Raw genomic sequence first — 21,126 nt, 5'->3', positions numbered from 1 at the left:
GATGGTACTCAACGCTCTAATTGCGTTTCTTTTTGCAAGCTAAAAGCGAGTATGTGTTGTTCGCCGATTGGTCCCATGACTGATTGGAGCGTATCTACATAACCGGTTTTAAAATATAACGATTTAGCCGCGATATTTTTTTTATTGACAGCTAATGTAATGGCAGTTACTTGTGGAAAGTGTTGCTGAACGAATTTTGGTAGCTGCAACATCGCTTCTTTGGCATACCCTTGTTTTTGATGTTTAGCATCAATCGAAAATGCACGTAAGAGAACACTTTGTTCTTCTGTCCGATGCGTTTTTGGGGGGTTTAAGTGCAAGATGAAAAAGCCGACGACTTCCAAGTCTTTTTTGATGACGACAGGAAACTTATCTGGATTTTCTAACGCTTCCGTTACGACACGAGTCGGGAAAGTCGTAAATTGAACTTGTTCTTCCGGAAGTATAAAGGCATCGCATTGCTCATAGTGTTCATCCGTATACATAAATAATCTGATTTGAGACATGGTTTTTTCATCCTTCCGTCTATTTCAAAAAGAGCTACTTTAGCTCACTAGACTTACATCAATTCCCATTTTACACTGATTTTAAGTTTTATCCTATACATAACTCACCGAAAAACAAAGTCACTTCTCATTCTTTCTCATATCAAGATTTCTGTTTCGTTCTAATATTATTCCACTTCTTTTACTTCCTTAATCAATTATGATGTCGGAAATGCTAAACTAGGGAAAGAAAATCGAGTTTACAGATGTTAGAGGTGAAGATTGACATGTCCGATGATTTCTTTAAAAAAATGGAGCTTGAAACTGGTACGAAGTTGAACCCCGTCCAACGTGCTGCGATTGAGCATGATGAAGGTCCGCTTCTGTTACTTGCTTCCCCCGGGTCTGGTAAGACAACTACCTTAAACTTTAAAATTGCTTATTTAATCTTAGAAAAGAAAGTAAATCCACGAGCGATTCTAGGTTTGACGTTTAGTAAAGCAGCAGCCCATGAAATGGCGGAACGGTTTCACGGTTGGTTTCATCATCTTATTGGGACGACCGCGTCCTTTTCCACCATCCATAGTTTCGCTTTTCAGGTCGTACGCGATTATGCGTCATTGAATCAGTTACAATATACGATCATCGAAGGTGCTTTGGAAAAGACAGCGAATCAGCCGATGCATAAACGAATGGTATTACGTCGTATTTTCCAGGAAATAAACCGTAGCGTCATCACAGAAGATCAAATGGACGAGTTGTTACGGATGATTTCTTTTGTCAAAAACCGTCTCCTCGTCGAAAAAGATATTCGTACATTAAAAACAACGATTAAAAACTTCACAGAAATCTATCTTGCATATGAACAATTTAAACTGCGCGATCCCTCACATCCTTTGATGGATTTTGATGACATGTTGACGTATGCCAATACAATTCTTGCTGACGATGCTTCTTTGTTAGCTAACTATCAACGACGTTTCGAATATATATTGACGGATGAAAGTCAGGATACCTCTCTCGTCCAGCATCAACTCGTTGAAAAATTGGCTCTTCCGCATAACAATCTCTGTGTCGTCGCTGATGATGACCAAACTTTATATAGCTGGCGTGGTGCCGATGTTTCGAAGATTATCCACTTCAAGGACACGTACCCGGATGCAACGGTTTTGTATATGGAACAAAATTATCGTTCGTCAAAAGAAATCGTCGAAACGGCGAATCAATTCATTCAACGGAATAAAGTACGACATCCGAAAAAAATGTTCACAGAAAATCCATCCGTCCGTCCGATTACGATTGAACAGCTTGCTTCTTATGAAGATCAAACGCGATATGTCATCAATCAGTTGCGGCAGGAAACGAACTTTGAGGAAGTCGCGATTCTTTACCGGAACAATGCATCGTCAATCAATGTCATGAATGCACTCGATTTAGCAAATGTTCCATTTTACATTAAAGATGTCGATCATAAATTCTTCAGTCACTGGGTCCTAAAAGATATTTTACATTTTATCGAATTCGCCCAGGATCCTTCCGACATCGATGTATTGGCACAAATTCATACGAAGTTTGCCGGCTATATTTCTAAAGTCCAGTTGCAACGCCTCTATGAATTACGTAATGGTGAACATGCGTTTGACTTGTTACTTCAACATGTCGAGATGAAGTTTTACCAAAAGAAACAATTAAAAACGATGAAAACTGTTTTCGCTTCGATTCAAACTGCCCGTCCGGCTGCTGCTCTTGCTTTGATTCGTAATGAACTCGGATACGAAAAAAACTTACGTAAGATGAGTGACAGTCTTGGATTCAGTATCGATTATTTACTTGAGATGTTGAACACGATTGAAAATGTCGCCAGTGACTTACCGACCGCTCTCGCATTCAAGGAGCGTATTGTTCACTTAGAGCAACTGATGCGTGATGCCAAGTCCAATAAACATCAAAACGCAGTCACGCTTTCCACGTTCCATAGTGCAAAAGGACTCGAATTTAATCGTGTCTTCATGATTGATTTAATCAATGGCGTTTTACCATCATCAGATAATATCAAATCCTATAAAGATGGTCAGCTCGAAGAAATGGAAGAGGCTGCTCGGTTGTTCTATGTCGGCATGACACGAGCACGTCATGAACTCCATTTGATTTCGTATCGCTACAAATCAAAAGTCGTCGAAGAATCGATTTTTGTTGGCAACGTGCGACAAATCCTGAATCCAGATGCCGCTAAACGACAAAAACAGCAAGCACAAGTTCGACCGAGTATGCGTCCTCCAGTAGAACTATTACCAATCGAGGAAAAGATGCGGATTGCCCATAAATCATTTGGCGAAGGGACTGTTCTTCATTTAACAGGAGACGTTCTCGATGTTCAATTTGATCAAGGTGTCGAAAAACAATTTTCCCTTCAAGTTTGTTCAGAGAATCAACTCATTTCCATTTTATAAGAAAAACCCGCTGCATTTTCTACTGCTACGACGAGTAGAAAAGCTGACGGGTTTTTTCTTGATTTAATTTTCTACTTAAATACGATCATCGTTTCGACTTACGAGTGCATCTCGAATTTCTGTAAGCAGTCTTTCTTCCGTCGTCGGTTCCGGGACTTCTTCCGTAACTTCTTCTTTACTTCGAAAACGATTGATAGCTTTGACGAATAAAAACAACGCAAAGGCAATTAAGATGAATTCAATCGTTGCTTGAAGAAACTGTCCATACAATAATTCTGCACTTCCGACGGACACTGATAATCCTTTTACATTTACTCCACCAACCACGATGCCAATCAACGGCATGAAGATACTGTTGACAAGCGCCTTGATGATACTACTAAATGCTGCCCCTAAGATGACACCAATCGCTAAATCAACGACATTTCCGCGAAAGGCAAACTCTTTAAACGCTTTAAACATATTATCCTCCCGTTAAGACCACGTTCCGGCTGCAAGTTGACTGATTGCATGACCGACACCATGTTCATCGTTTGTTTTCGTGACGTGAGCGGCAATCGCTTTTGCATCTTCATGTCCATTCCCCATCGCAATCGCAACACCTGCGACTTTGAACATCGGAACGTCGTTTAAGTTGTCACCGATGACTGCGACCTCATCGATTGATACACCTAAGTGCTTCGCTAACGTTTTGACAGCTGTTCCTTTATCGGCACCGACTGCCATGACTTCGATATTATCGTGACCAGACGACGTCACATAAATGCCGTCAACTTTTTCTTCGACTTCTTTCCAAATCTTATTCATTAAGTCTTGATCGAACGAGAATGAGATGAATTTAAAGACTTGTCCCGCCTGATTCCGGATGAAGGAACGGAACCCATCAATCATTTTTACATCTTCATTGACGTAATAGCGTTTATAGAAAAAGTCGAGAACTTCTTTCGCACGGTCACTTTCACGACTCATATCTTTTAATGAGTCATACGCTGCATCGATTGTTGCGCCTTGCGCTGTTACGAGACCTTGATCACAGAACATCTCGAAAAACACTTCATATTGGCTGATGATACTATAAATTTGTTGCGCTTGTTCAGCCGTCAACGTCGTTGCGCTCAGTTGTTCACCCTCGCGCGTCATGACACGTGCACCGTTCGATGCAATGATTGGACAAACGATTCCTGCTTGATCCGTTAATTCCTTCGCATTTAAGTAGTTCCGCCCTGTTGCAATCGCAAAATCGACGCCTTGTTCCTTTGCCGCCTTAATCGCATCAATCGTTTCCTGTTCGATTTTTTGATTACTCGATAAGACCGTACCATCCATGTCGGAAATCAATAACTTGATTGCTTTTGCCACTTCATCCACTCTCCTTTATCTTTTTCAATCCCACTATACCATTTCTCTTTTTCTTTGCCTTCTCAAACCTATTTCGAACGAATCGTGACCAAAGTCATAGCGTTGCTTTTTCTTCCTTACAAAATCGGAGACAACAATCTAGAAATGCTCTCTTTAAATTTAATCAGCCTCGACCGTTCTGCATATATTTCAGCAGTTAACAACTTTGATACTTCACAATCAGCGAGAAATAATTGTTCTAACTCGAGCGCAGTCGCTCGATCATATACAATCGAGTTCATTTCAAAGTTCAATCGAAAACTCCGGGCATCAATGTTCGTCGTTCCGACCGAAGCAATCTCACCATCCACTACAATTGTCTTTGCATGAAGAAACCCTGGTTCGTACGTATAGATTTTCGCTCCATAGGCAATCAGTTCTCCCGCTGCGGCTGTCGTCGCCCAGTAAACGAATGGGTGATCCGGTTTATTCGGAATCATGATTCGAACATCGACACCAGACAATAGCGCCATCTTACACGCATCCATGTAACTGGCATCTGGTATGAAATAAGGCGACTGAATCATTACTGATTTCTTAGCGAGCGAAATCATTTTAATCAATACATTTTTTAAATGTTCTGTCTCAGAATTTGGTCCGGATGTGACAATTTGCATGGGTAACGGCTGATTGATTTCGTGAGATCCATAATAAAAGAGCGTTTTATCCGTGTAGATGTCATTCGCTTGATTCCAATCCAAAATAAATCGATCCAATTGATCGTGAACGACCTCACCTTCTAGCCGAAAATGTGTATCACGCCAATAGCCGAATTTCTCATCAATTCCAAAATACTCCGTTCCGACATTAAAGCCTCCGATGTAACCAATCTGCCCATCGACGATACAAGACTTACGATGATTCCGGTTGTTCATTCGAAAATTAATGACTCCAAACGTCGGTGGAAAAAACGCAAACACTTCTCCACCATGATGAAGTAAGTCTTTAAAATCTTGTCGTTTCAAATCACGAGAGCCTACTGCATCATACAATAAACGGACTTTGATTCCTTGACGCGCCATCTTCGTCAATGCGTCAATCAATGCTAAGCCAAGGGAATCTTTTTGGATGATGTAATACTGGATATTGATTTCATGTTTGGCATTCATGATGTCTGTCATCATTCGATTAAATTTTTGTTCACCATCTGATAGAATCGTCACTTCATTTTTCAGGCTGAGTAATGACCCGTTTGATTTCAGATTCATTTGAATCAATTGATTGTATCGTTCGATCAACGGATATGTCCGTCGAAGGTCACCCAAATGGTTCAATTCTGCAATCTGTAGCTCGACACGTCGTGACTGTTCCAACCGCTCCTCTTCTTTAACATGATAAAAATCCTTTTTCTTGAGTAGGCGTCCAAAAAATAAATAAATTAAAAATCCAACGATCGGAATGAAATAGAGAACGAGCATCCAGGCCCATGTCGCACCAATATCACGCCGTTCCAAGAAGATGACCGTCAACACTGCAAGTAAATTCATGATTCCCAGTCCAAACAGTAAGACAACTGTAAACGTGCTAAGTACATCCATCATATCCATCCCTCCTCTCCTTTCTATTCCCCAGCATCCATTCTTTAGTCCCTCTGCCGTTCATCAAAAAACATGCCTGAAATTCAGTAGTAACTGAATTTCAGGCATGTTAGTTTAAGCGTTCGATTGTTCGTGTCCGTGCTGTATAGCGATTTCTTCGACCATCGTTTTCGCACTGGCAACACAATCCGGTAAACCGACGCCATCATAAGCCAATCCCGCTAAATACACACCAGGATACTTACTCATGACTTCGTCACGGACAATTTGAATCCGTCCTGCATGACCAACCGTATAAGCTGGTAAACCATCAACTAACCGGCTGATGATGACTTGTCTCGGTGCAAGCGTTTGACCACAAATTTGTTCTAAGTCTTTTAATACTGTTTCCTTGATGACATCATCCGTCTCGTGAACGAGCGCATCATTACCTGGACGACCGACAAAAGCGCGTAAAACCGTATGATCCGGTGCAGAATGACTCCACTTTTGATCGATCGCCGTACATGCCGTAATCGAATACGGGGCACGTCGATTGACGACAAAACCCGTACCTTCGATGGGTAATGTCGCTTGTTCATCGAAAATCAGCGTAACCGTCGCCGTCGAATGGGTCTTCAACTGCTCAAGTTCCCGTAAATCGGCATCCGGAAGTAAACTGACGACTTGAGGATGAGGAATCGTCAAGAGTACATAATCGGCATACTCAGGACCGTGATCTGTTTTTAAGCGATATCGTTCATTTTCACGCGCAACTTCGAGTAAAGGCGTTTCCAGACGAATTTCAGTCCGTTCAAGCACTTCTTCTAAACGTTCGACTAGCGATTCAAGCCCCGTTGAAAGTGACAGGAACTGTCCTGTCGTTGGTTTCGTTTGCCCTTGAACTTGAGCAGTCGGACGCATCAAACGCATCCCTTCGAATAACGATCCCGCTTTTTGCTCATTCGCAACGAACTGCGGATATGTCGCGAACGTACTCATTTGATCAATGTTCCCAGCATAAATTCCCGACAATAACGGTTCGATCAACTTCTCGACCAGCGCATCCCCGAGGCGAGGACGCAAGTAACTACCGAGCGGAATATCTTCTTCAGGAATCGTCAATTGATCAGAAGGATGAAGCAACAATCGTGCAACCTCCGCTTTTTCCGCTTCCGTCAATAACGTCGTCTCTGAAAATAAATTTAAATCGGTCGGGATTCCCATTACAGACCCTTTCGGAATCGGATGGAGACCACCTGGATCTAAAATGAATGCTTGCGACGTGTTGTTTCGAACCAACTTATCGCCTAATCCAACCGCTTCAATTAAATCGGTCAAGATATGTTTGCGCGCGACGTAAGAATCCGGACCACGCTCAATCATGAAGCCGTCTTCTCGATAGGTCGCGACCTTACCACCAAGTCGCTCACCTGCTTCTAGGACGGTGATATTTAAATCAGGAAATAAACGTTCTGCGAAATAGGCAGCGGCAAGACCAGTAATACCACCGCCGACGATAACGAGACGTTTACTTGACATAGCTACCAACTTGTTTTGCGACGGCTTCCGTGACTGCCTCCATGAAAGCCGGCTCCGCATTTGGCATACCTGGTCGAGCATAGTGGATACCGAGTTCGTCACATACGACTTTACATTCGTAATCATTATCAAACAAAACTTCTAAATGATCGGCGACGAATCCGACTGGTACGTATACGAATGCTTCATACCCTTCTGCTTCATACACATCACGCGTTAAATCTTGAACGTCTGGTCCGAGCCAAGGTTCAGGCGTTTGTCCCGCGGATTGCCATCCCGTGATCATATGTTTGACACCAGCACGTTTTGCAATCAACTCTGCTGTTTCTTTCAATTGATCCGGATACGGGTCACCGTTCGCAATGATTTTCTCAGGAAGACTATGCGCTGATACGACGAGGACTGCTTTTTCTTCCGGTACAGGCAAGGCATCGAATGTTTGACGAATCGCTTGTCCCCACCAGTTGATGAATGCTTCTTCTTGGTACCATGATTCGACAGAAGCAAGCTGAATTCCGTGTTTGTCTGCGACTTCTTTTGCTCGTCCATTGTATGAACGAATGCTGAATGTCGAATAGTGTGGTGCTAAAACCACCGTTACTGCTTCCGTGATGCCGTCTTTTGCCATTTGCTCGACCGCATCTTCGACAAACGGTTCGATATGCTTGAGACCTAGGTAGAGTTTGAACTCAATTTCGCCCGCGTATTTTGCCGACAATTGACGATGTAACTCTTCTGCTTGGTCAATCGTGACTTGTGCAAGTGGCGAGACGCCACCGATTGCTTCATAACGCTCCGTCAGTTCAGCGAGTGCTTCAGGTGACGGTTTACGCCCACGACGGATGTGCGTGTAATACCGTTCGATATCTTCCGGTTTATACGGTGTTCCGTATGCCATTACGAGTAATCCAAGTGTTTTCATTTTGCTACCTCCATTTTTTCTTTCGAATAATCATGGATAAATGCAGTCAAGCGTTTTAAGACTTCTGGATCGACTTCCGGGAAGATTCCATGTCCTAAATTAAAGATGAATCCAGGACGTTTCATTCCCATGTCAAGAATCTCTGTTGCTTTCGCTTCTAAGATTTCCCATGGTGCAAGTAAATAAGAGGGATCAAGGTTTCCTTGCAACGTTTTTGTCAACCCACGTTCGCGTGCTTCGTCGATCGATAGACGCCAATCAAGTCCAACGACGTCGAGCGGTAAATCATGCCACTCTTCTGCTAAGTGACTTGCACCGACACCAAACATAATCATCGGAACGCCTGTTTCTTTTAATTCCGTGAAAATCCGTTCCATTGTCGGTTTGATGTAGAGGACATAATCTTTCTGACTTGTCGTTCCGACCCATGAATCAAAAATCTGAAACGCTTGAATGCCCGCATCAACTTGAGCTTTAATGTAGTCAATCACCATGTCTCCGAGTTTCTCCATTAATGCATGCCATACATCCGGATGTCCATACATCAATGCTTTCGTTTTATGGTAGCCTTTTGAAGGTCCACCTTCAATCATATAGCTCGCAAGTGTAAACGGTGCGCCTGAAAACCCAATCAATGGTACTTCTAATCGTTCCCGTAATAACTTGATGGTCTCGAAGATATATGGAATATCTTCTTTTTTAAACGGTTGTAGCGCCTGTACATCTTCCATCGTTCGAATCGGATTCGCGATGACCGGACCGATGCCACTTTTAATTTCAACATCAACACCCATAGATGGTAATGGCGTCATGATGTCTTTGTACAGAATCGCTGCGTCAACACCAAGTTGTTTAACCGGCAATTCAGTGACGTATGCGCATAGTTCTGGATCATGTGTGATTTCGAACAGCGTACGCGTCTTTTTAATTTCACGATATTCCGCTTGATAACGACCTGCTTGTCGCATGTACCAGACAGGTACGTGGCCCACTTGTTCGCCACGGACCGCCCGTAAAAACGTATCATTGAAGTTTTTCATCATAACTACCCCTTTATACTCTTACTAACGCCCCAAAATAACGTACGATAAGTTTGTGAACACAAAAACATTATATCTGAAATGAAGAAGTCTGTGCCAATAAATCGGTTACAAAATTACAGTTCCTTATCCAGTTCATTAAATGTTCACCGTTTCTTGTAAAGACCAAACGCAGCATTCAATTGTCCCCGAATTAAATCAGTTCGTTGCTGCTCCGTTACTTTCCGCTCTTTTTCACGGATTTCATGCGTCCGCCAACCATCTTCGATTTTTTCTGCAACTTCAACTAGTCGTTCAATATCTGTAAATGAATATTTTCGTGTTTTCCCGTTCGTACGCTCCGGGAAAATAAGTTTCCGCTCTTCATAGTAACGAATCTGACGTTCCGATAACCCTGTCAATTCACAGACAATCCCGATCGACATCACTTTCTTTTCACGGTAACTCATCTTCGTCACTCCTTTTGATAAAAATACCATGTCAGATTTTCTGACACAAGTCGTTCCTTAAAAACAATTTCCGTTTAAAGTAAACACATACTTTAAATTGATAAAGGAGGAACGACGATGAATCTTGAAGAAATGATCATTTCAGTTGATACGTTTTATGTCTTATTCGCTACGCTACTCGTCTTTACGATGCAAATCGGTTTCCTATTACTTGAGACGGGAATGTTACGCGCCAAAAATGCAGGGCACGTCGCCGTCAAACAGCTCATTAGTTTTTCCGTCGCCGCGTTAGCTTTTTGGGCGATTGGGTTTGGACTGACGTTCGGAGACGGACCTGGTCTAATTGGAACGGAAGGATTCTTCTTACAAGGAGGGTTCTCAAGTCTCGACTGGTCAAATGTTACAATCGATGTTAAGTTCCTCTTCCAACTCTCATTCGTCGCTGTTTCCTTAGCGATTGCCTGGGGCGGGTTTGCTGAACGAGCTAAACTATCTGTTTATCTGCTGTTCGGAACATTCTTCGTCGCCATCATTTATCCAATCATCGCTCGCTCCGTTTGGGCAGGTGGTTTCCTCGGTTCACTCGGTATGCAAGACTTCGCCGGTTCGACCGTCGTCCACTTACAAGGTGGAATCGCCGCTCTCGTCGCCGCGTTAATTTTGAAAAAGCGGATTGGCGCTGAAAAAACGCCGCTCCTTGGTCACAACGTCATCTATTCTGTCGTCGGCGCCTTCATTCTTTGGTTATGCTGGTTCGGCTTCAACGCTGGATCGACCTTGACGATTGCCGACGGGTTCTTCAGTTATGTCGCCTTGACGACGTTACTTGCGACAGCTGCCGGCGCACTCGGCGCACTCGCTATTTCTTTCTGGCATCGTCGCGTGGCAGACATTCCTTCGATCATCAACGGCGTACTCGCAGCACTCGTCGCGATTACTGCAGCCTGTGCATTCGTTGAACCGTGGGGTGCAGTTGTAATTGGTTTCCTCGCAGGTATCATCACGTACGGAACAAGCATTTTACTCGCGCGCCGTGTCGATGATCCATTATGCGCCTTCTCTGTTCACGGTGTCGCCGGGATTTGGGGAACACTTGCTACCGGGTTCTTCGCCTCACCACGCCTCGTTGAAATCACAGGGATTGGACAAGCTGGTTTATTCTACGGGGGTGGCTTTAGTCAACTCGGTGTCCAAACACTCGGTGTTGTCTTCGCTGTCATCGTCGTCAGTGTCTTAAGTTATGCTTTCCTCAAACTCCTCGATGTAACGATCGGCCTTCGGATCACGCGAGAAGATGAACTCCGCGGACTTGATGTCGCTGAACACGGACAAGCTTCATATGACCTCCCCGCTCCAATCAGTAAAGAACTAAAAGCAACGTATGATGCTGAAACTTCTGAAAAAGTGAATTAACCTCTCGTTTTCTTAAACAAGAAACTAACCCCCGATTTCTCGTACCTACTTAGGAACGAGAAATCGGGGGTTAGTCTGTCATACATTACATTACATTTCATTTTCTGAGATACATTTCACTAACGGCAATGGCGATGATTGCCCCAACCAAGACGATAGGCTGCCCGTTCATTAATATAGCGATTAATGCTAATGCGATAATCTGAAGGATTGACGCGACCCGGATGACTTTTTTACGAGATCTATCCGCATCTCCAAAAGGTAACAAGCGCGTTAACAAATGCGAATCGATTGCACGTGTAAATGGTGCTAATTGAAAACTCGTCAAACCACTGAAGGCAGGAATTGCAAACGTGACAAGCCACGGATTATCTTTTCCGAGCCAGATGAAGACTGCTCCAATCAATGTGAGCCGAACAATCAATCCAATTCCGTCTGTGCTACGAATGAGTTGCTTCATGTAAAGGTAGTCGAACGTTTGTTTTTTATCAAATTGAATTTTTTCGACGAGTTGGCTTAAGATACGGCGTTGTTTATACGTCTTCGATAAGCGTGGAACATCAACGAACCAGTTCGCAATCCGGTAGAAACGATCACGCGACTCCTGCTCGATTGCAATCCATTCCATCAGCGGTAACTGCTGATATTTTTTTAAGTGCAGCGTGACGAGCAGTAAGCTCGTAATCACTATACTGAAAAGCGGCATATCAATCATCACTAAAATCCCTGCGCCCACTGCATACAAAACGACAAGCCGGTGCGGAATCGCTTCTAGTTTCGATAGGTTCGCGCTCGCACCAATCATCGCGAGAGCGAAAAATAATACGATCATCTCAAGCGGACTCGTTGATTCCGTTCTTACATAAAGGACAGCGATTGCTAAAAACGGAATGACAACTCGAACCATTCCTAAAAAAGCATTGTACAGTCGGACCCGCTTCATATAAGAACTAAGTTGCGGCAAGTTCGGCAATAAAAATACTTGGTCAGCCTCGACTAAGAACGTTCGTGCCGTCCGATAAAAGGCGATGATAATGAATAAACCGCCCATCAGCAGATTTCCAGGAAAGTCGCCATTGATTTGATTCAGAAACCGCCCATAGACGACGAGAGCATACAATACGACGAAGTAGACCGTAAATAACAACCCACCGTTCGCCATGTACTTCGTGTACTTGGTCATTTCCGACATCGCAGCTTGATAGCGTTCTCGCCATAAGGTAGCACTCGTCATCCTTCTGCCTCCTCAATGGCAGCTACATAAATGTCATCAAGCGAACTATCCGTTAAATCAAAACGTTTCCGCAATTCCTCGGTCGTCCCCTCTGCTGCGATATGTCCATCGTGAAGGAGAATAAATCGATTACAATGCCGCTCCGCAGTCTCTAAAATATGTGTGGACATTAAAATACCTTTTCCATCGGTTTTTAATTCACTAAAAATATTCAACAATTCCCGGATCGCTAGTGGATCGAGACCAACAAACGGTTCGTCAACAATCAATAACTCACTGCCTGTGATTAAAGCACAGAGAATCATCGCCTTTTGTTTCATTCCTTTAGAAAATACACTTGGAAACCATTCCAGCTGTTTCGTCATCCGCAATCGCTCTGTGTAATGTTCGATTCGTTCTTGTGCTGTTTTCTCATCGACATCATACCCTTGCGCCATTAAGCGAAGGTGCTCTCGAAGAGTCAACTGTTCGTATAACATCGGCTGTTCCGGGATGTATGCCACTTGTTTCCGGTACGTTTGTTCATCAGCTGACAGACTGACACCGTTAATCAAGATTTCACCTGACTTAATGGGTAACAATCCTAATATGTGCTTAATCGTCGTCGATTTCCCGGCACCATTCAATCCAATCAGTCCAACTAACTCCCCTTGCTTTACTGCTATATCAATATGATGCAACACTGTTTTCGATCCATATCCACCTGAAAGATCTTTAATTTCTAATAACAAATCTAGCCACTCCTCTCATTAACTATCCTAGACAATTCATCCTTGTTTTTCTACTGTTGATGATTTTTTTTAAAAGAAAAGGTTTCAATACATCTTATTACGGCAATTACTCTAAGTGTAATCGTTACATCAATATATGAAAAACGATTTACAAAAATTGAAAGTGTATGTCACATCAAACGTTTTATAGAGAAGTAACTGGTCTAATCGTCTAGCTATCTTATCTACTTGTATTGTTTTACTTCTCATCAAAAATTACGTTTATGAGTCATTCATTTTCAAAGTGTTTATAACAACCTGAAAACAGGTAAATCTAAGTATGAAAAGGAGTGTTTCAAATGGGATTCTTATGGGCTTTAATCGTTGGTGGACTAATCGGTTGGGTAGCAAGTTTAATCATCGGGAAAGACGTTCCTGGTGGCATCATCGGTAACATCATCGCTGGTTTCATCGGCGCAATCATCGGACAGTCAATCTTCGGTTCAATGGGACCTGATCTTGCCGGGTTCGCAATCATTCCTGCAATCTTAGGTGCAATCATCTTAATCTTCATCGTGTCATTGATTCTTCGTGCCATTCGCAAGTAATCATTATCATCGAATAACAATTTAAATTAGAGGAGTGTTTTTAAATGGGATTTTTATGGGCTTTAATCGTCGGCGGTTTAATTGGTTGGGTAGCGAGCTTAATCATCGGGAAAGACGTTCCTGGCGGCATCATCGGTAACATCATCGCAGGTTTCATCGGTTCAATGATCGGACAAGCCATCTTCGGGGACATGGGACCTGACATCGGCGGTTTCGCGGTAATTCCTGCAATCATTGGTGCAATTATCTTAATCTTCATCGTGTCACTCGTTCTTCGTTCAGTAAATAAAAAGTAAGTAGCAGTAACCACTAAAACTAGTAATTCAAAGGAGTGTTTTTAATGGGATTTTTATGGGCTTTAATCGTTGGCGGTTTGATTGGTTGGGTAGCGAGCTTAATCATCGGGAAAGACGTTCCTGGTGGCATCATCGGTAACATCGTCGCAGGTTTCATCGGTTCAATGATCGGACAAGCCATCTTCGGGGACATGGGACCTGACATCGGCGGATTCGCAATTATTCCTGCAATCATCGGTGCAATCATCTTAATCTTCATCGTATCGTTGATTCTTCGTTCAGTAAACAAAAAATAAGTAACAGTAACTACAACTACTAATTCAGAGGAGTGTATTTTAATGGGATTCTTATGGGCTTTAATCGTCGGCGGTTTAATTGGTTGGGTAGCGAGTTTAATTATCGGGAAAGACGTTCCTGGCGGCATCATCGGTAACATCGTCGCTGGTTTCATCGGTTCAATGATCGGACAAGCCATCTTTGGAGACATGGGACCTGACATCGGCGGTTTCGCAGTCATTCCTGCAATCATCGGTGCAATCATCTTAATCTTCATCGTATCACTCGTTCTTCGTTCAGTTCGTAAACGGTAATAAAAACTAATTACTTGAGACCTTATTCAAACTAAAAAAGGAGTGTTTTAAATGGGATTCTTATGGGCTTTAATCGTCGGTGGTATCATTGGTTGGTTGGCAAGTCTTATTCTTGGTAAAGACGTTCCCGGTGGTATCATCGGTAACATCATCGCAGGTTTCGTCGGGGCCATGATCGGTCAAGCTCTCTTCGGTAGTTGGGGACCTGATTTTGGAGGATTCGCCGTCATTCCAGCATTACTCGGAGCAATCATCTTGATTCTAATCGTTTCGTTCATTCTTCGTGCAGTGAACAAAAAATAATAAATGAAAGCACCGGTAACAGACTCGAAGTTCTCAAAGTCGTTACCAGTGCTTTTTTTGTACCATCAGCGCAATTCTAACCACATTTTATCCGAATGCTCGATTACTCTTTTTTCTGACCGTAAGTTAAGCCACCCTAGTATATCTTCAAAGAAGCTCGTCGGGTACTCCCAGACGGTCCCGATCGATTCATTACTTTTCGATTCCGGTTTACCGGCGACTGCTTCAAGCTCAGACGGCGTCTTATTTAAATCAATCATGATGCTTTTTACATCATTGTTTGCATACGTCACTTCAAAACCGTCGTACACTGCACGATTTGCTACATTTGATGCTGGAGGTGATACTGGAGGACCAAATTCTTTTTCGAACGACGTACGGTCGCCTCCTAGATAAGTCGTCATCGTATCGATCGACTTGCCTGTTCGTGCCTCGACTTCAGTTTCTAACAATTTTTCGATGTCTAATCCATACTGCTCCGTGACGTCTGGTTTGATTTGCTTCGCTAACTTAAACGTTACTTCCGTTGTTTTTTCGTCTCCCAGTTGAACGGTTTGACGGTCTCGTCCTGTCTTACCATTGGCTTCGACACTTGCAAGTACATCGTACTCACCCGGGAAACGTTTGATTTTCAACGGCTCATCCTCCTGGACGCCTACTTCTTCATCATCTATGAAGACGGTCGTCTCTGGTACATCACTCGTTACTTGAAGTAGCTGTTTATTTAGATGAAGCACATATTCGTCATACCAAAAGCGCCCTGCTGTTTTTTTTAGCTCGAACAAATCCTGTTCATTTTTCTCTGCTGTAAGTTCAGGGTAGTTTTGCTGATCGGCTTTAATCTCCGCCGCTGCTCGGCTGAGACGTCCGTCCTCTGCCTGAAACCATTTCATCAAACGAGTTGCTTCCGCAATCGATACAACCTGATCGTCTTCATAGACGAGTTTTTGGAACGCAGCCCGGTCCTGATCGTTCACGGCTTTCACAAAAACAGCTTCTGTACGCTCTCGCTCAGCAGCCGGCTTGATTTGGCTTACGTACCCCCAGACTCCCCCTGCAACTAAGAGGAGAACGATTCCGATGATGAGCAAACGCTGATTTCGTTTTTTCCTTCGTTCATGTAACGTCATACGAGACGGCATCGTGAGTTCCCTACTTTCTTTAATCTTGTGTATCTAAGTGTAAAAACGTTTGATTACGTTGTCAATCACACTTAAGATGGAGATAATTCTATTTTTATAAAAGGAGTAATCCCTATGCAAAAAGATAACTGTATTTTCTGCAAAATTGCTAAGCACGAAGTACCTAGCCATAAAGTGTTTGAAAATGATGAGGTTCTTGCATTCCTCGATCTTTCTCAAGTTACAAAAGGTCATACATTAATCATTCCAAAACAACATGCAGATCACGTATACGATTTATCGGTCGAAGATGCTCAATCAGTCTTTGCCGTAGTTCCGGAAATTAGTCGTGCCTTACAAAAGGAAACACAAGCTGCTGGCATCAACATTCTATCGAACACGGGCAAGGTCGCTGGACAGTCCGTATCACACTTTCATATTCATTTAATCCCACGGCATGATAAACATGATGGTTTTGGCGCAAAATGGGAAGTTCATAATGAAGACTACACGGCTGAAGAGCTTGCCATTTTAGCAAATTCAATCTCGACTCACCTGTAAAAAGACCTTCGAATGCATTATTCCATACACCCTTTTTTAGAAATATTGTCAAAATAGGTTTCCAATATCGGATTTTCGGTAAAATAATATGAAACAAATATTTTAATATTAAAGAAGGAGGTAAACTATGTCGAAGCGTCCCCAACGTAACTGGGTCGCTTTTGGTGCTACGCTGTCGCTTGTGACTTTTTACGGTTTGAAGGCGCTTCGCCAAGGTACTAAAAGTGACTCTTCGAATGGTAAACAACGTCGAAATTCTTATTCTACAATCGTAACGAACGTGCAGGATTTAACACAGGAGGGCAAGAACTTAATAGAGACAGCTAAAATTTCCGGTACAACCTTCAAAGATGAAGTTACGAAAGATGTCTCTGTGTATCAAGCCGAGATTCAAGAATCCATTTCGCGTATCCAAGAATTAGCTGATGAGGCGAAACAAGATGCGGATCACCTCTCTCCTCAAAAGTAAGGTCCATTGCTTCGATTTGTTTTTTGTATAGTTTGCATTTTGCGTTTTTTAGCCATCGTCACCTTTCGAAAGGATGAGTCAGATATGGAACATGAAAAATTATATCCTGGACAAGAAGCACTGTTATACAGTCATAAAATTGTCCAGCTGAGCAAAGCACTATGGAAAACGGTAGAAAAAGATTGGCAAAATTGGATTAAGCCCTTTGATTTAAACATCAATGAGCATCATATCCTCTGGATTTCACATGCTTTAGGTGGTGCTTCGATTTCTGAGATCGCGAAGTACGGTGTCATGCACGTTTCAACGGCGTTTAACTTCTCTAAAAAATTAGAAGACCGTGGTCTGTTGACATTCTCGAAGAAAGAGACGGATAAACGAAATACGTACGTCCAGCTTACACCAGCCGGCGAAACGTTATTACTTGAAACCATTCAAGCGTTCCGCCCGGAAGAGAATGGTGTCTTCCGTGCCTCACTCCCGCTTCAAGAATTATACGGGAAGTTTCCTGAGCTGACGGACATCTCTGCGATCGTTCGTCGTTTATACGGAGACAGCTTCATGGATATCTTCGCTGAAACGTCGAAAATGATTACAGAAGAAGCTGATCGTCGCCCGCAAGACCCTGTCATCGATTCAATCAAAAAGGCATAACTCGATGCTTTTAAAAATCAGGCGTTCTAGCCTCTGCCTAGAACGCTTTTCGTCTGTTTTGTGGAGTGACGGTCACATTACTAGTCTGTGTCAAAGACAGAATTCCCTTCACAATTTCCCATAAAAATAGTCATCAACGCGGATCGTGTATGTGATAGCATAGAAAGGAGCAAACATCTTTTGAAAAGGTGTGCAGCTGTCAACCTAGCCAGGATATGATATGATAGAACGGTTGAAATAAATGGTAAATTAGGGGTGTATGTATGAAGAAGAAATTTTTAAGTGCAGCAGCAGTCGCAAGTGTTTTCACACTAGCAGCGTGTGGGTCAAATGATGAAGCCGTCATCAACTATAAAGGTGGCGAAGTGAACAAGGCTGATGTCCAAGAAGAGGCCTATGAAAAAGCGGGTGCACAAATCGCTTTCCAACAAACAATGAACGAGCTTCTTGAAAAAGAATATGGCAAGAAAGTAACGGATAAAGAAGTAGAGGCAGAAGTCAAAAAAACAAAAGACCAATTCCCGGATGAAGAGCAATTCAACTCTACATTGGAAACAGCCGGTATTAAAAGTGAAAAAGAATTCGAAAAAGTTCTTCGCACACAAATGCTCTTAACAGAAGCAAAATCTGCAAAATCTAAAGTAACAGATAAAGAAATTGAAGAACGTTTCGATCAAGAAAAAGTTGAAGTAAAAGCAAGCCACATTCTTGTCGAAAAAGAATCAGAAGCAAAAGCAATCAAAAAAGAGTTAGATGACGGTGGAGACTTCGCAAAAATCGCCAAAGAGAAATCGACAGATACAGGTAGCGCTACGAAAGGTGGAGACCTCGGTTACTTCACAAAAGGTAAAATGGTCGAGGAATTCGAAACGTATGCCTTCAAAGATGGCGTTGAAGGTAAAATCTCTGATCCAATCAAAACGCAATTCGGTTACCACATCATCAAGGTAACGGATCGTAAAGAGAAAAAAGATTTCACACTTGAAAAAGAAAAAGACCGGATCAAAAAAGAACTTGCTGAAGAAAAAGCAGCACAAGTCAATCCGAACGATATCTATCGTGCATTGATTAAAGAGTACGATGTCAAAGTCGAAAATAAAGACTTTAAAGACGCATTTGATCTCGATAAACAAGAACAAGAACAAATGCAGCAACAAATGATGCAACAACAGCAGTAATCAAAAAACGCCGATGATTCCGTTTTCTATACGGAGTCATCGGCGTTTTCTATACATATTTTCTGAACACGGCGGCCAAGTGCGTAGATGAAGCAACTCCCCCGCCTGAAAAAAGCGCATGTGCGAAAGCGTGATTCCTTTTTAAGTCCGTTCTTTTTTGATCAACGAATGGGCGCACGTTCGTATTGCTTCGGAAGGATGACCTCATCATGGAGTTCTGCCGCTGCATGATGAACCCAGTACGGTTGCCGTAAGAGTTCACGTGCGAGTAATACGACATCAGCACGTTGACTCCGTAAAATCTCTTCTGCCATCGTTGCTGTCGTAATTAATCCAACTGCCCCTGTCTTGATTCCTGTCGCTTGCTTGAGCTCTGCAGCATAGGGAACTTGATAACCAGGGTATACGTCTGGAACTGCATTAGCGACGACGGCACCGGAGCTACAATCGAGTAAATCGATACCTCGTTCTACTAATGCTTGCGCGAGTGGAATATAGTCCGTCGCTGTCATCCCACCCGGTGCGTGATCAGCTGCTGAAATCCGGACCCAGAGTGAGATATCCGATTTTGCTTGAATACCTTCGATGATTTCAAGTAAGAAACGCATCCGGTTTTCAAGCGATCCGCCATACTGATCGTTTCGCTCATTTGATAACGGTGATAAAAATGTATTGATTAGATAGCCATGTGCCCCATGTAATTCAATGAAATCGTACCCTGCTTGTTCAACGCGTAATGCTGCATCGATAAATTGTTGCTGAATTTTTTTAATGTCTTCTATAGATAACTCGGCTGGACTTCCATATGAATCATCAAAGGCAATCGGACTCGGTGCGACAGGAGGACGTGCTGTCGTACTTTTCCGTCCCGCATGTGCTAGTTGTACGCCAGCTTTCGCCCCTGCTGCTTGTACTTGCTCCGCAATCCGTCGTAAGCCTTCAATTTGCGAATCTGACCAAATTCCTAAATCGCCTGCTGAAATCCGTCCGTCAGGTGTCACAGCTGTCGCTTCTAACATGACACCTCCGACACCCCCTACTGCTCGGGACGCGTAATGTGTCACGTGCCAATCCGTCACCTTACCGTCTTCTTTCGCGCTATACATACACATCGGTGCCATGATGACACGATTACGAAACGTCACATTCCCAATTTCGATTGCTTCGAATAATTTTGCCTTCATTTTATTCTCCCCCTACCGCTGATTATAATTTTGGTCGATAAAACGAACGGTTATCGAGTGCAAACGAACGTTCAGAGAATTGTCCTGGTTCCACGTATTCAAGAAGACGATCCATCATCGTCATTCGTGCATCCAAGTTATCAATTAAGAACAACACTTCTGCTTCGCGCATTTGAGGTGCTACTGCCGATCCCCACTCAGGACGACCGTGATGACTGAGCACTAGATGTTGTAAGACCGTCAACACTTCAGCATCAATCTCGAGTTCTGCTCCGACTTTTTCAAGTTCTGCGACCATTAATGAAATATGACCGACAAGTTTTCCAGGAAGCGTATACTCTGGCGTGACAGGATCTGATAACTCTTTTATTTTTGCATAATCATGTAACACGACACCTGCTACGAGTAGATCGCGATTCAATGTCGGATAGAGCTTCGCGATTTGATCGGCAAGCTTCAGCATCGACAGTACGTGGTACGATAACCCTGAATAAAACGCATGGTGGTTCTTAACAGCCGCCGGATGCGTAAAGTAGGCATTAAAGTTTTTAGTGACAAGGTGTTTGACGATTTTTTTCATATCCGCTTGTTGAATCGACTCGATGTACTGGAGTACTTCTGTTTCGATTTGTTCCCGCGGGAGCGGTGCTGCCTGAATGTACTCTTCAACATTGGTCTCATCGAGTACCGTAATTTGTTTTAGTTTCAACTGTGTCCGGCCGCGATAATCCATCACTTCACCTGCCGCATGGACGATGAACTTAGGTGCATACTTTTCGACATCACTCGTATCCCACATCTTCGTCTCAATTTCACCTGTCTTATCTGCTAAAATCAATGTGAGATATGGTTTTCCGTTCGCCGCGATGCCTTTCATCGACTGCTTAATCATCACACGTTGATCAAGCATTTCTCCAACTGCCAGTTGTCCAATACCTTTCATTTCACAACACGTCCTTTATTTTAGAAGTTAATCGTATCTTTAATATTTTTCATTATGCT

Annotated in this window: 24 protein-coding genes; 11 read left to right on the top strand and 13 right to left on the bottom strand. The window is 43.0% G+C overall.

Annotated features, from left to right (window positions below):
• Positions 1 to 8 precede the first annotated feature (8 nt).
• Positions 9 to 506, bottom strand: a complete 498-nt coding sequence (locus AC0VYQ_RS03860; protein ID WP_088836469.1) for a GNAT family N-acetyltransferase — start codon at positions 504 to 506, stop codon at positions 9 to 11.
• Positions 507 to 772: 266 nt separating this feature from the next.
• On the opposite strand from AC0VYQ_RS03860, the gene AC0VYQ_RS03855 reads away from it, so the two are divergent.
• Positions 773 to 2,935, top strand: a complete 2,163-nt coding sequence (locus tag AC0VYQ_RS03855; RefSeq protein ID WP_088836468.1) for an ATP-dependent helicase — start codon at positions 773 to 775, stop codon at positions 2,933 to 2,935.
• A gap of 75 nt (positions 2,936 to 3,010) precedes the next feature.
• On the opposite strand, the gene mscL is transcribed toward AC0VYQ_RS03855, so the two are convergent.
• The 7 genes from mscL to AC0VYQ_RS03820 all read right to left on the bottom strand — a co-directional run bounded on the left by mscL (position 3,011) and on the right by AC0VYQ_RS03820 (position 9,803).
• Positions 3,011 to 3,397, bottom strand: coding sequence for a large-conductance mechanosensitive channel protein MscL (mscL, locus tag AC0VYQ_RS03850; protein WP_029332829.1), 387 nt, complete (start codon positions 3,395 to 3,397; stop codon positions 3,011 to 3,013).
• Between the two features lie 12 nt (positions 3,398 to 3,409).
• On the bottom strand, positions 3,410 to 4,294 hold the full coding sequence (locus tag AC0VYQ_RS03845; RefSeq protein WP_159172715.1) for a Cof-type HAD-IIB family hydrolase: 885 nt from the start codon (positions 4,292 to 4,294) through the stop codon (positions 3,410 to 3,412).
• Between the two features lie 116 nt (positions 4,295 to 4,410).
• Entirely contained in the window at positions 4,411 to 5,874 is a 1,464-nt protein-coding gene (cls, locus tag AC0VYQ_RS03840) for a cardiolipin synthase (protein ID WP_088836467.1), read from the bottom strand.
• A gap of 111 nt (positions 5,875 to 5,985) precedes the next feature.
• Positions 5,986 to 7,392: a protoporphyrinogen oxidase gene (hemG, locus tag AC0VYQ_RS03835; protein ID WP_029332826.1), complete on the bottom strand. Its 1,407-nt coding sequence runs from the start codon at positions 7,390 to 7,392 to the stop codon at positions 5,986 to 5,988.
• Positions 7,382 to 8,314: a ferrochelatase gene (gene hemH / locus AC0VYQ_RS03830; RefSeq protein WP_029332825.1), complete on the bottom strand. Its 933-nt coding sequence runs from the start codon at positions 8,312 to 8,314 to the stop codon at positions 7,382 to 7,384. Before hemH ends, hemG begins: the two co-directional genes overlap by 11 nt.
• The gene (gene hemE, locus AC0VYQ_RS03825) at positions 8,311 to 9,357 is read right to left on the bottom strand and encodes a uroporphyrinogen decarboxylase (RefSeq protein WP_029332824.1); all 1,047 of its coding nucleotides are present in this window, start codon (positions 9,355 to 9,357) and stop codon (positions 8,311 to 8,313) included. The genes hemH and hemE overlap by 4 nt, the downstream gene beginning before the upstream one ends.
• Before the next feature lie 143 nt (positions 9,358 to 9,500).
• A complete protein-coding gene (locus AC0VYQ_RS03820; protein WP_088836463.1) occupies positions 9,501 to 9,803 on the bottom strand; it encodes a MerR family transcriptional regulator in 303 nt (100 codons plus the stop codon).
• 117 nt (positions 9,804 to 9,920) lie between these two features.
• On the opposite strand from AC0VYQ_RS03820, the gene AC0VYQ_RS03815 reads away from it, so the two are divergent.
• On the top strand, positions 9,921 to 11,216 hold the full coding sequence (locus AC0VYQ_RS03815; protein ID WP_475404282.1) for an ammonium transporter: 1,296 nt from the start codon (positions 9,921 to 9,923) through the stop codon (positions 11,214 to 11,216).
• 97 nt (positions 11,217 to 11,313) lie between these two features.
• Here AC0VYQ_RS03815 and AC0VYQ_RS03810 read toward each other — a convergent pair whose 3' ends face one another.
• Positions 11,314 to 12,450: an ABC transporter permease gene (locus AC0VYQ_RS03810; protein ID WP_475404281.1), complete on the bottom strand. Its 1,137-nt coding sequence runs from the start codon at positions 12,448 to 12,450 to the stop codon at positions 11,314 to 11,316.
• A complete protein-coding gene (locus AC0VYQ_RS03805; protein WP_088836461.1) occupies positions 12,447 to 13,181 on the bottom strand; it encodes an ABC transporter ATP-binding protein in 735 nt (244 codons plus the stop codon). Before AC0VYQ_RS03805 ends, AC0VYQ_RS03810 begins: the two co-directional genes overlap by 4 nt.
• A 338-nt stretch (positions 13,182 to 13,519) precedes the next feature.
• Here AC0VYQ_RS03805 and AC0VYQ_RS03800 point away from each other — a divergent pair, with 338 nt between their 5' ends.
• From AC0VYQ_RS03800 to AC0VYQ_RS03780, 5 genes are read left to right on the top strand one after another with little or no spacing between them, the layout of a single operon-like run.
• Positions 13,520 to 13,768, top strand: a complete 249-nt coding sequence (locus tag AC0VYQ_RS03800) for a GlsB/YeaQ/YmgE family stress response membrane protein (protein ID WP_088836460.1) — start codon at positions 13,520 to 13,522, stop codon at positions 13,766 to 13,768.
• Between the two features lie 44 nt (positions 13,769 to 13,812).
• The gene (locus tag AC0VYQ_RS03795; RefSeq protein WP_159172722.1) at positions 13,813 to 14,064 is read left to right on the top strand and encodes a GlsB/YeaQ/YmgE family stress response membrane protein; all 252 of its coding nucleotides are present in this window, start codon (positions 13,813 to 13,815) and stop codon (positions 14,062 to 14,064) included.
• Positions 14,065 to 14,108: 44 nt separating this feature from the next.
• Positions 14,109 to 14,360, top strand: coding sequence for a GlsB/YeaQ/YmgE family stress response membrane protein (locus AC0VYQ_RS03790; protein ID WP_475404280.1), 252 nt, complete (start codon positions 14,109 to 14,111; stop codon positions 14,358 to 14,360).
• Positions 14,361 to 14,402: 42 nt separating this feature from the next.
• On the top strand, positions 14,403 to 14,654 hold the full coding sequence (locus tag AC0VYQ_RS03785) for a GlsB/YeaQ/YmgE family stress response membrane protein (protein WP_159172723.1): 252 nt from the start codon (positions 14,403 to 14,405) through the stop codon (positions 14,652 to 14,654).
• Positions 14,655 to 14,705: 51 nt separating this feature from the next.
• A complete protein-coding gene (locus AC0VYQ_RS03780; protein ID WP_475404279.1) occupies positions 14,706 to 14,957 on the top strand; it encodes a GlsB/YeaQ/YmgE family stress response membrane protein in 252 nt (83 codons plus the stop codon).
• A gap of 65 nt (positions 14,958 to 15,022) precedes the next feature.
• On the opposite strand, the gene AC0VYQ_RS03775 is transcribed toward AC0VYQ_RS03780, so the two are convergent.
• On the bottom strand, positions 15,023 to 16,099 hold the full coding sequence (locus tag AC0VYQ_RS03775; RefSeq protein WP_475404278.1) for a TcaA second domain-containing protein: 1,077 nt from the start codon (positions 16,097 to 16,099) through the stop codon (positions 15,023 to 15,025).
• Positions 16,100 to 16,213: 114 nt separating this feature from the next.
• Here AC0VYQ_RS03775 and AC0VYQ_RS03770 point away from each other — a divergent pair, with 114 nt between their 5' ends.
• From AC0VYQ_RS03770 to AC0VYQ_RS03755, 4 genes are all read left to right on the top strand, one after another.
• Positions 16,214 to 16,639 (top strand): HIT family protein, encoded by a 426-nt coding sequence (locus tag AC0VYQ_RS03770; protein WP_214765547.1) that lies wholly within the window; start codon positions 16,214 to 16,216, stop codon positions 16,637 to 16,639.
• A 127-nt stretch (positions 16,640 to 16,766) separates the two neighbouring features.
• On the top strand, positions 16,767 to 17,108 hold the full coding sequence (locus AC0VYQ_RS03765; protein ID WP_029332814.1) for a hypothetical protein: 342 nt from the start codon (positions 16,767 to 16,769) through the stop codon (positions 17,106 to 17,108).
• An 84-nt stretch (positions 17,109 to 17,192) separates the two neighbouring features.
• Positions 17,193 to 17,762: an HTH-type transcriptional regulator Hpr gene (locus tag AC0VYQ_RS03760; protein WP_029332813.1), complete on the top strand. Its 570-nt coding sequence runs from the start codon at positions 17,193 to 17,195 to the stop codon at positions 17,760 to 17,762.
• 263 nt (positions 17,763 to 18,025) lie between these two features.
• Positions 18,026 to 18,940, top strand: a complete 915-nt coding sequence (locus AC0VYQ_RS03755) for a peptidylprolyl isomerase (RefSeq protein ID WP_475404277.1) — start codon at positions 18,026 to 18,028, stop codon at positions 18,938 to 18,940.
• Positions 18,941 to 19,101: 161 nt separating this feature from the next.
• On the opposite strand, the gene namA is transcribed toward AC0VYQ_RS03755, so the two are convergent.
• Together namA and AC0VYQ_RS03745 are read right to left on the bottom strand one after the other, a co-directional pair.
• Positions 19,102 to 20,124, bottom strand: coding sequence for an NADPH dehydrogenase NamA (gene namA, locus AC0VYQ_RS03750; RefSeq protein WP_214767934.1), 1,023 nt, complete (start codon positions 20,122 to 20,124; stop codon positions 19,102 to 19,104).
• A gap of 22 nt (positions 20,125 to 20,146) precedes the next feature.
• Complete coding sequence (locus AC0VYQ_RS03745) at positions 20,147 to 21,067, bottom strand: HD domain-containing protein (protein WP_029332810.1); 921 nt, start codon at positions 21,065 to 21,067, stop codon at positions 20,147 to 20,149.
• Positions 21,068 to 21,126 lie beyond the last annotated feature (59 nt).

This window comes from Exiguobacterium sp. QJM3NY_9 (assembly GCF_056173545.1).
The sequence above is the reverse complement of the archived record's forward strand: the minus strand, read 5'-3'. Positions and strand labels throughout refer to the sequence as shown.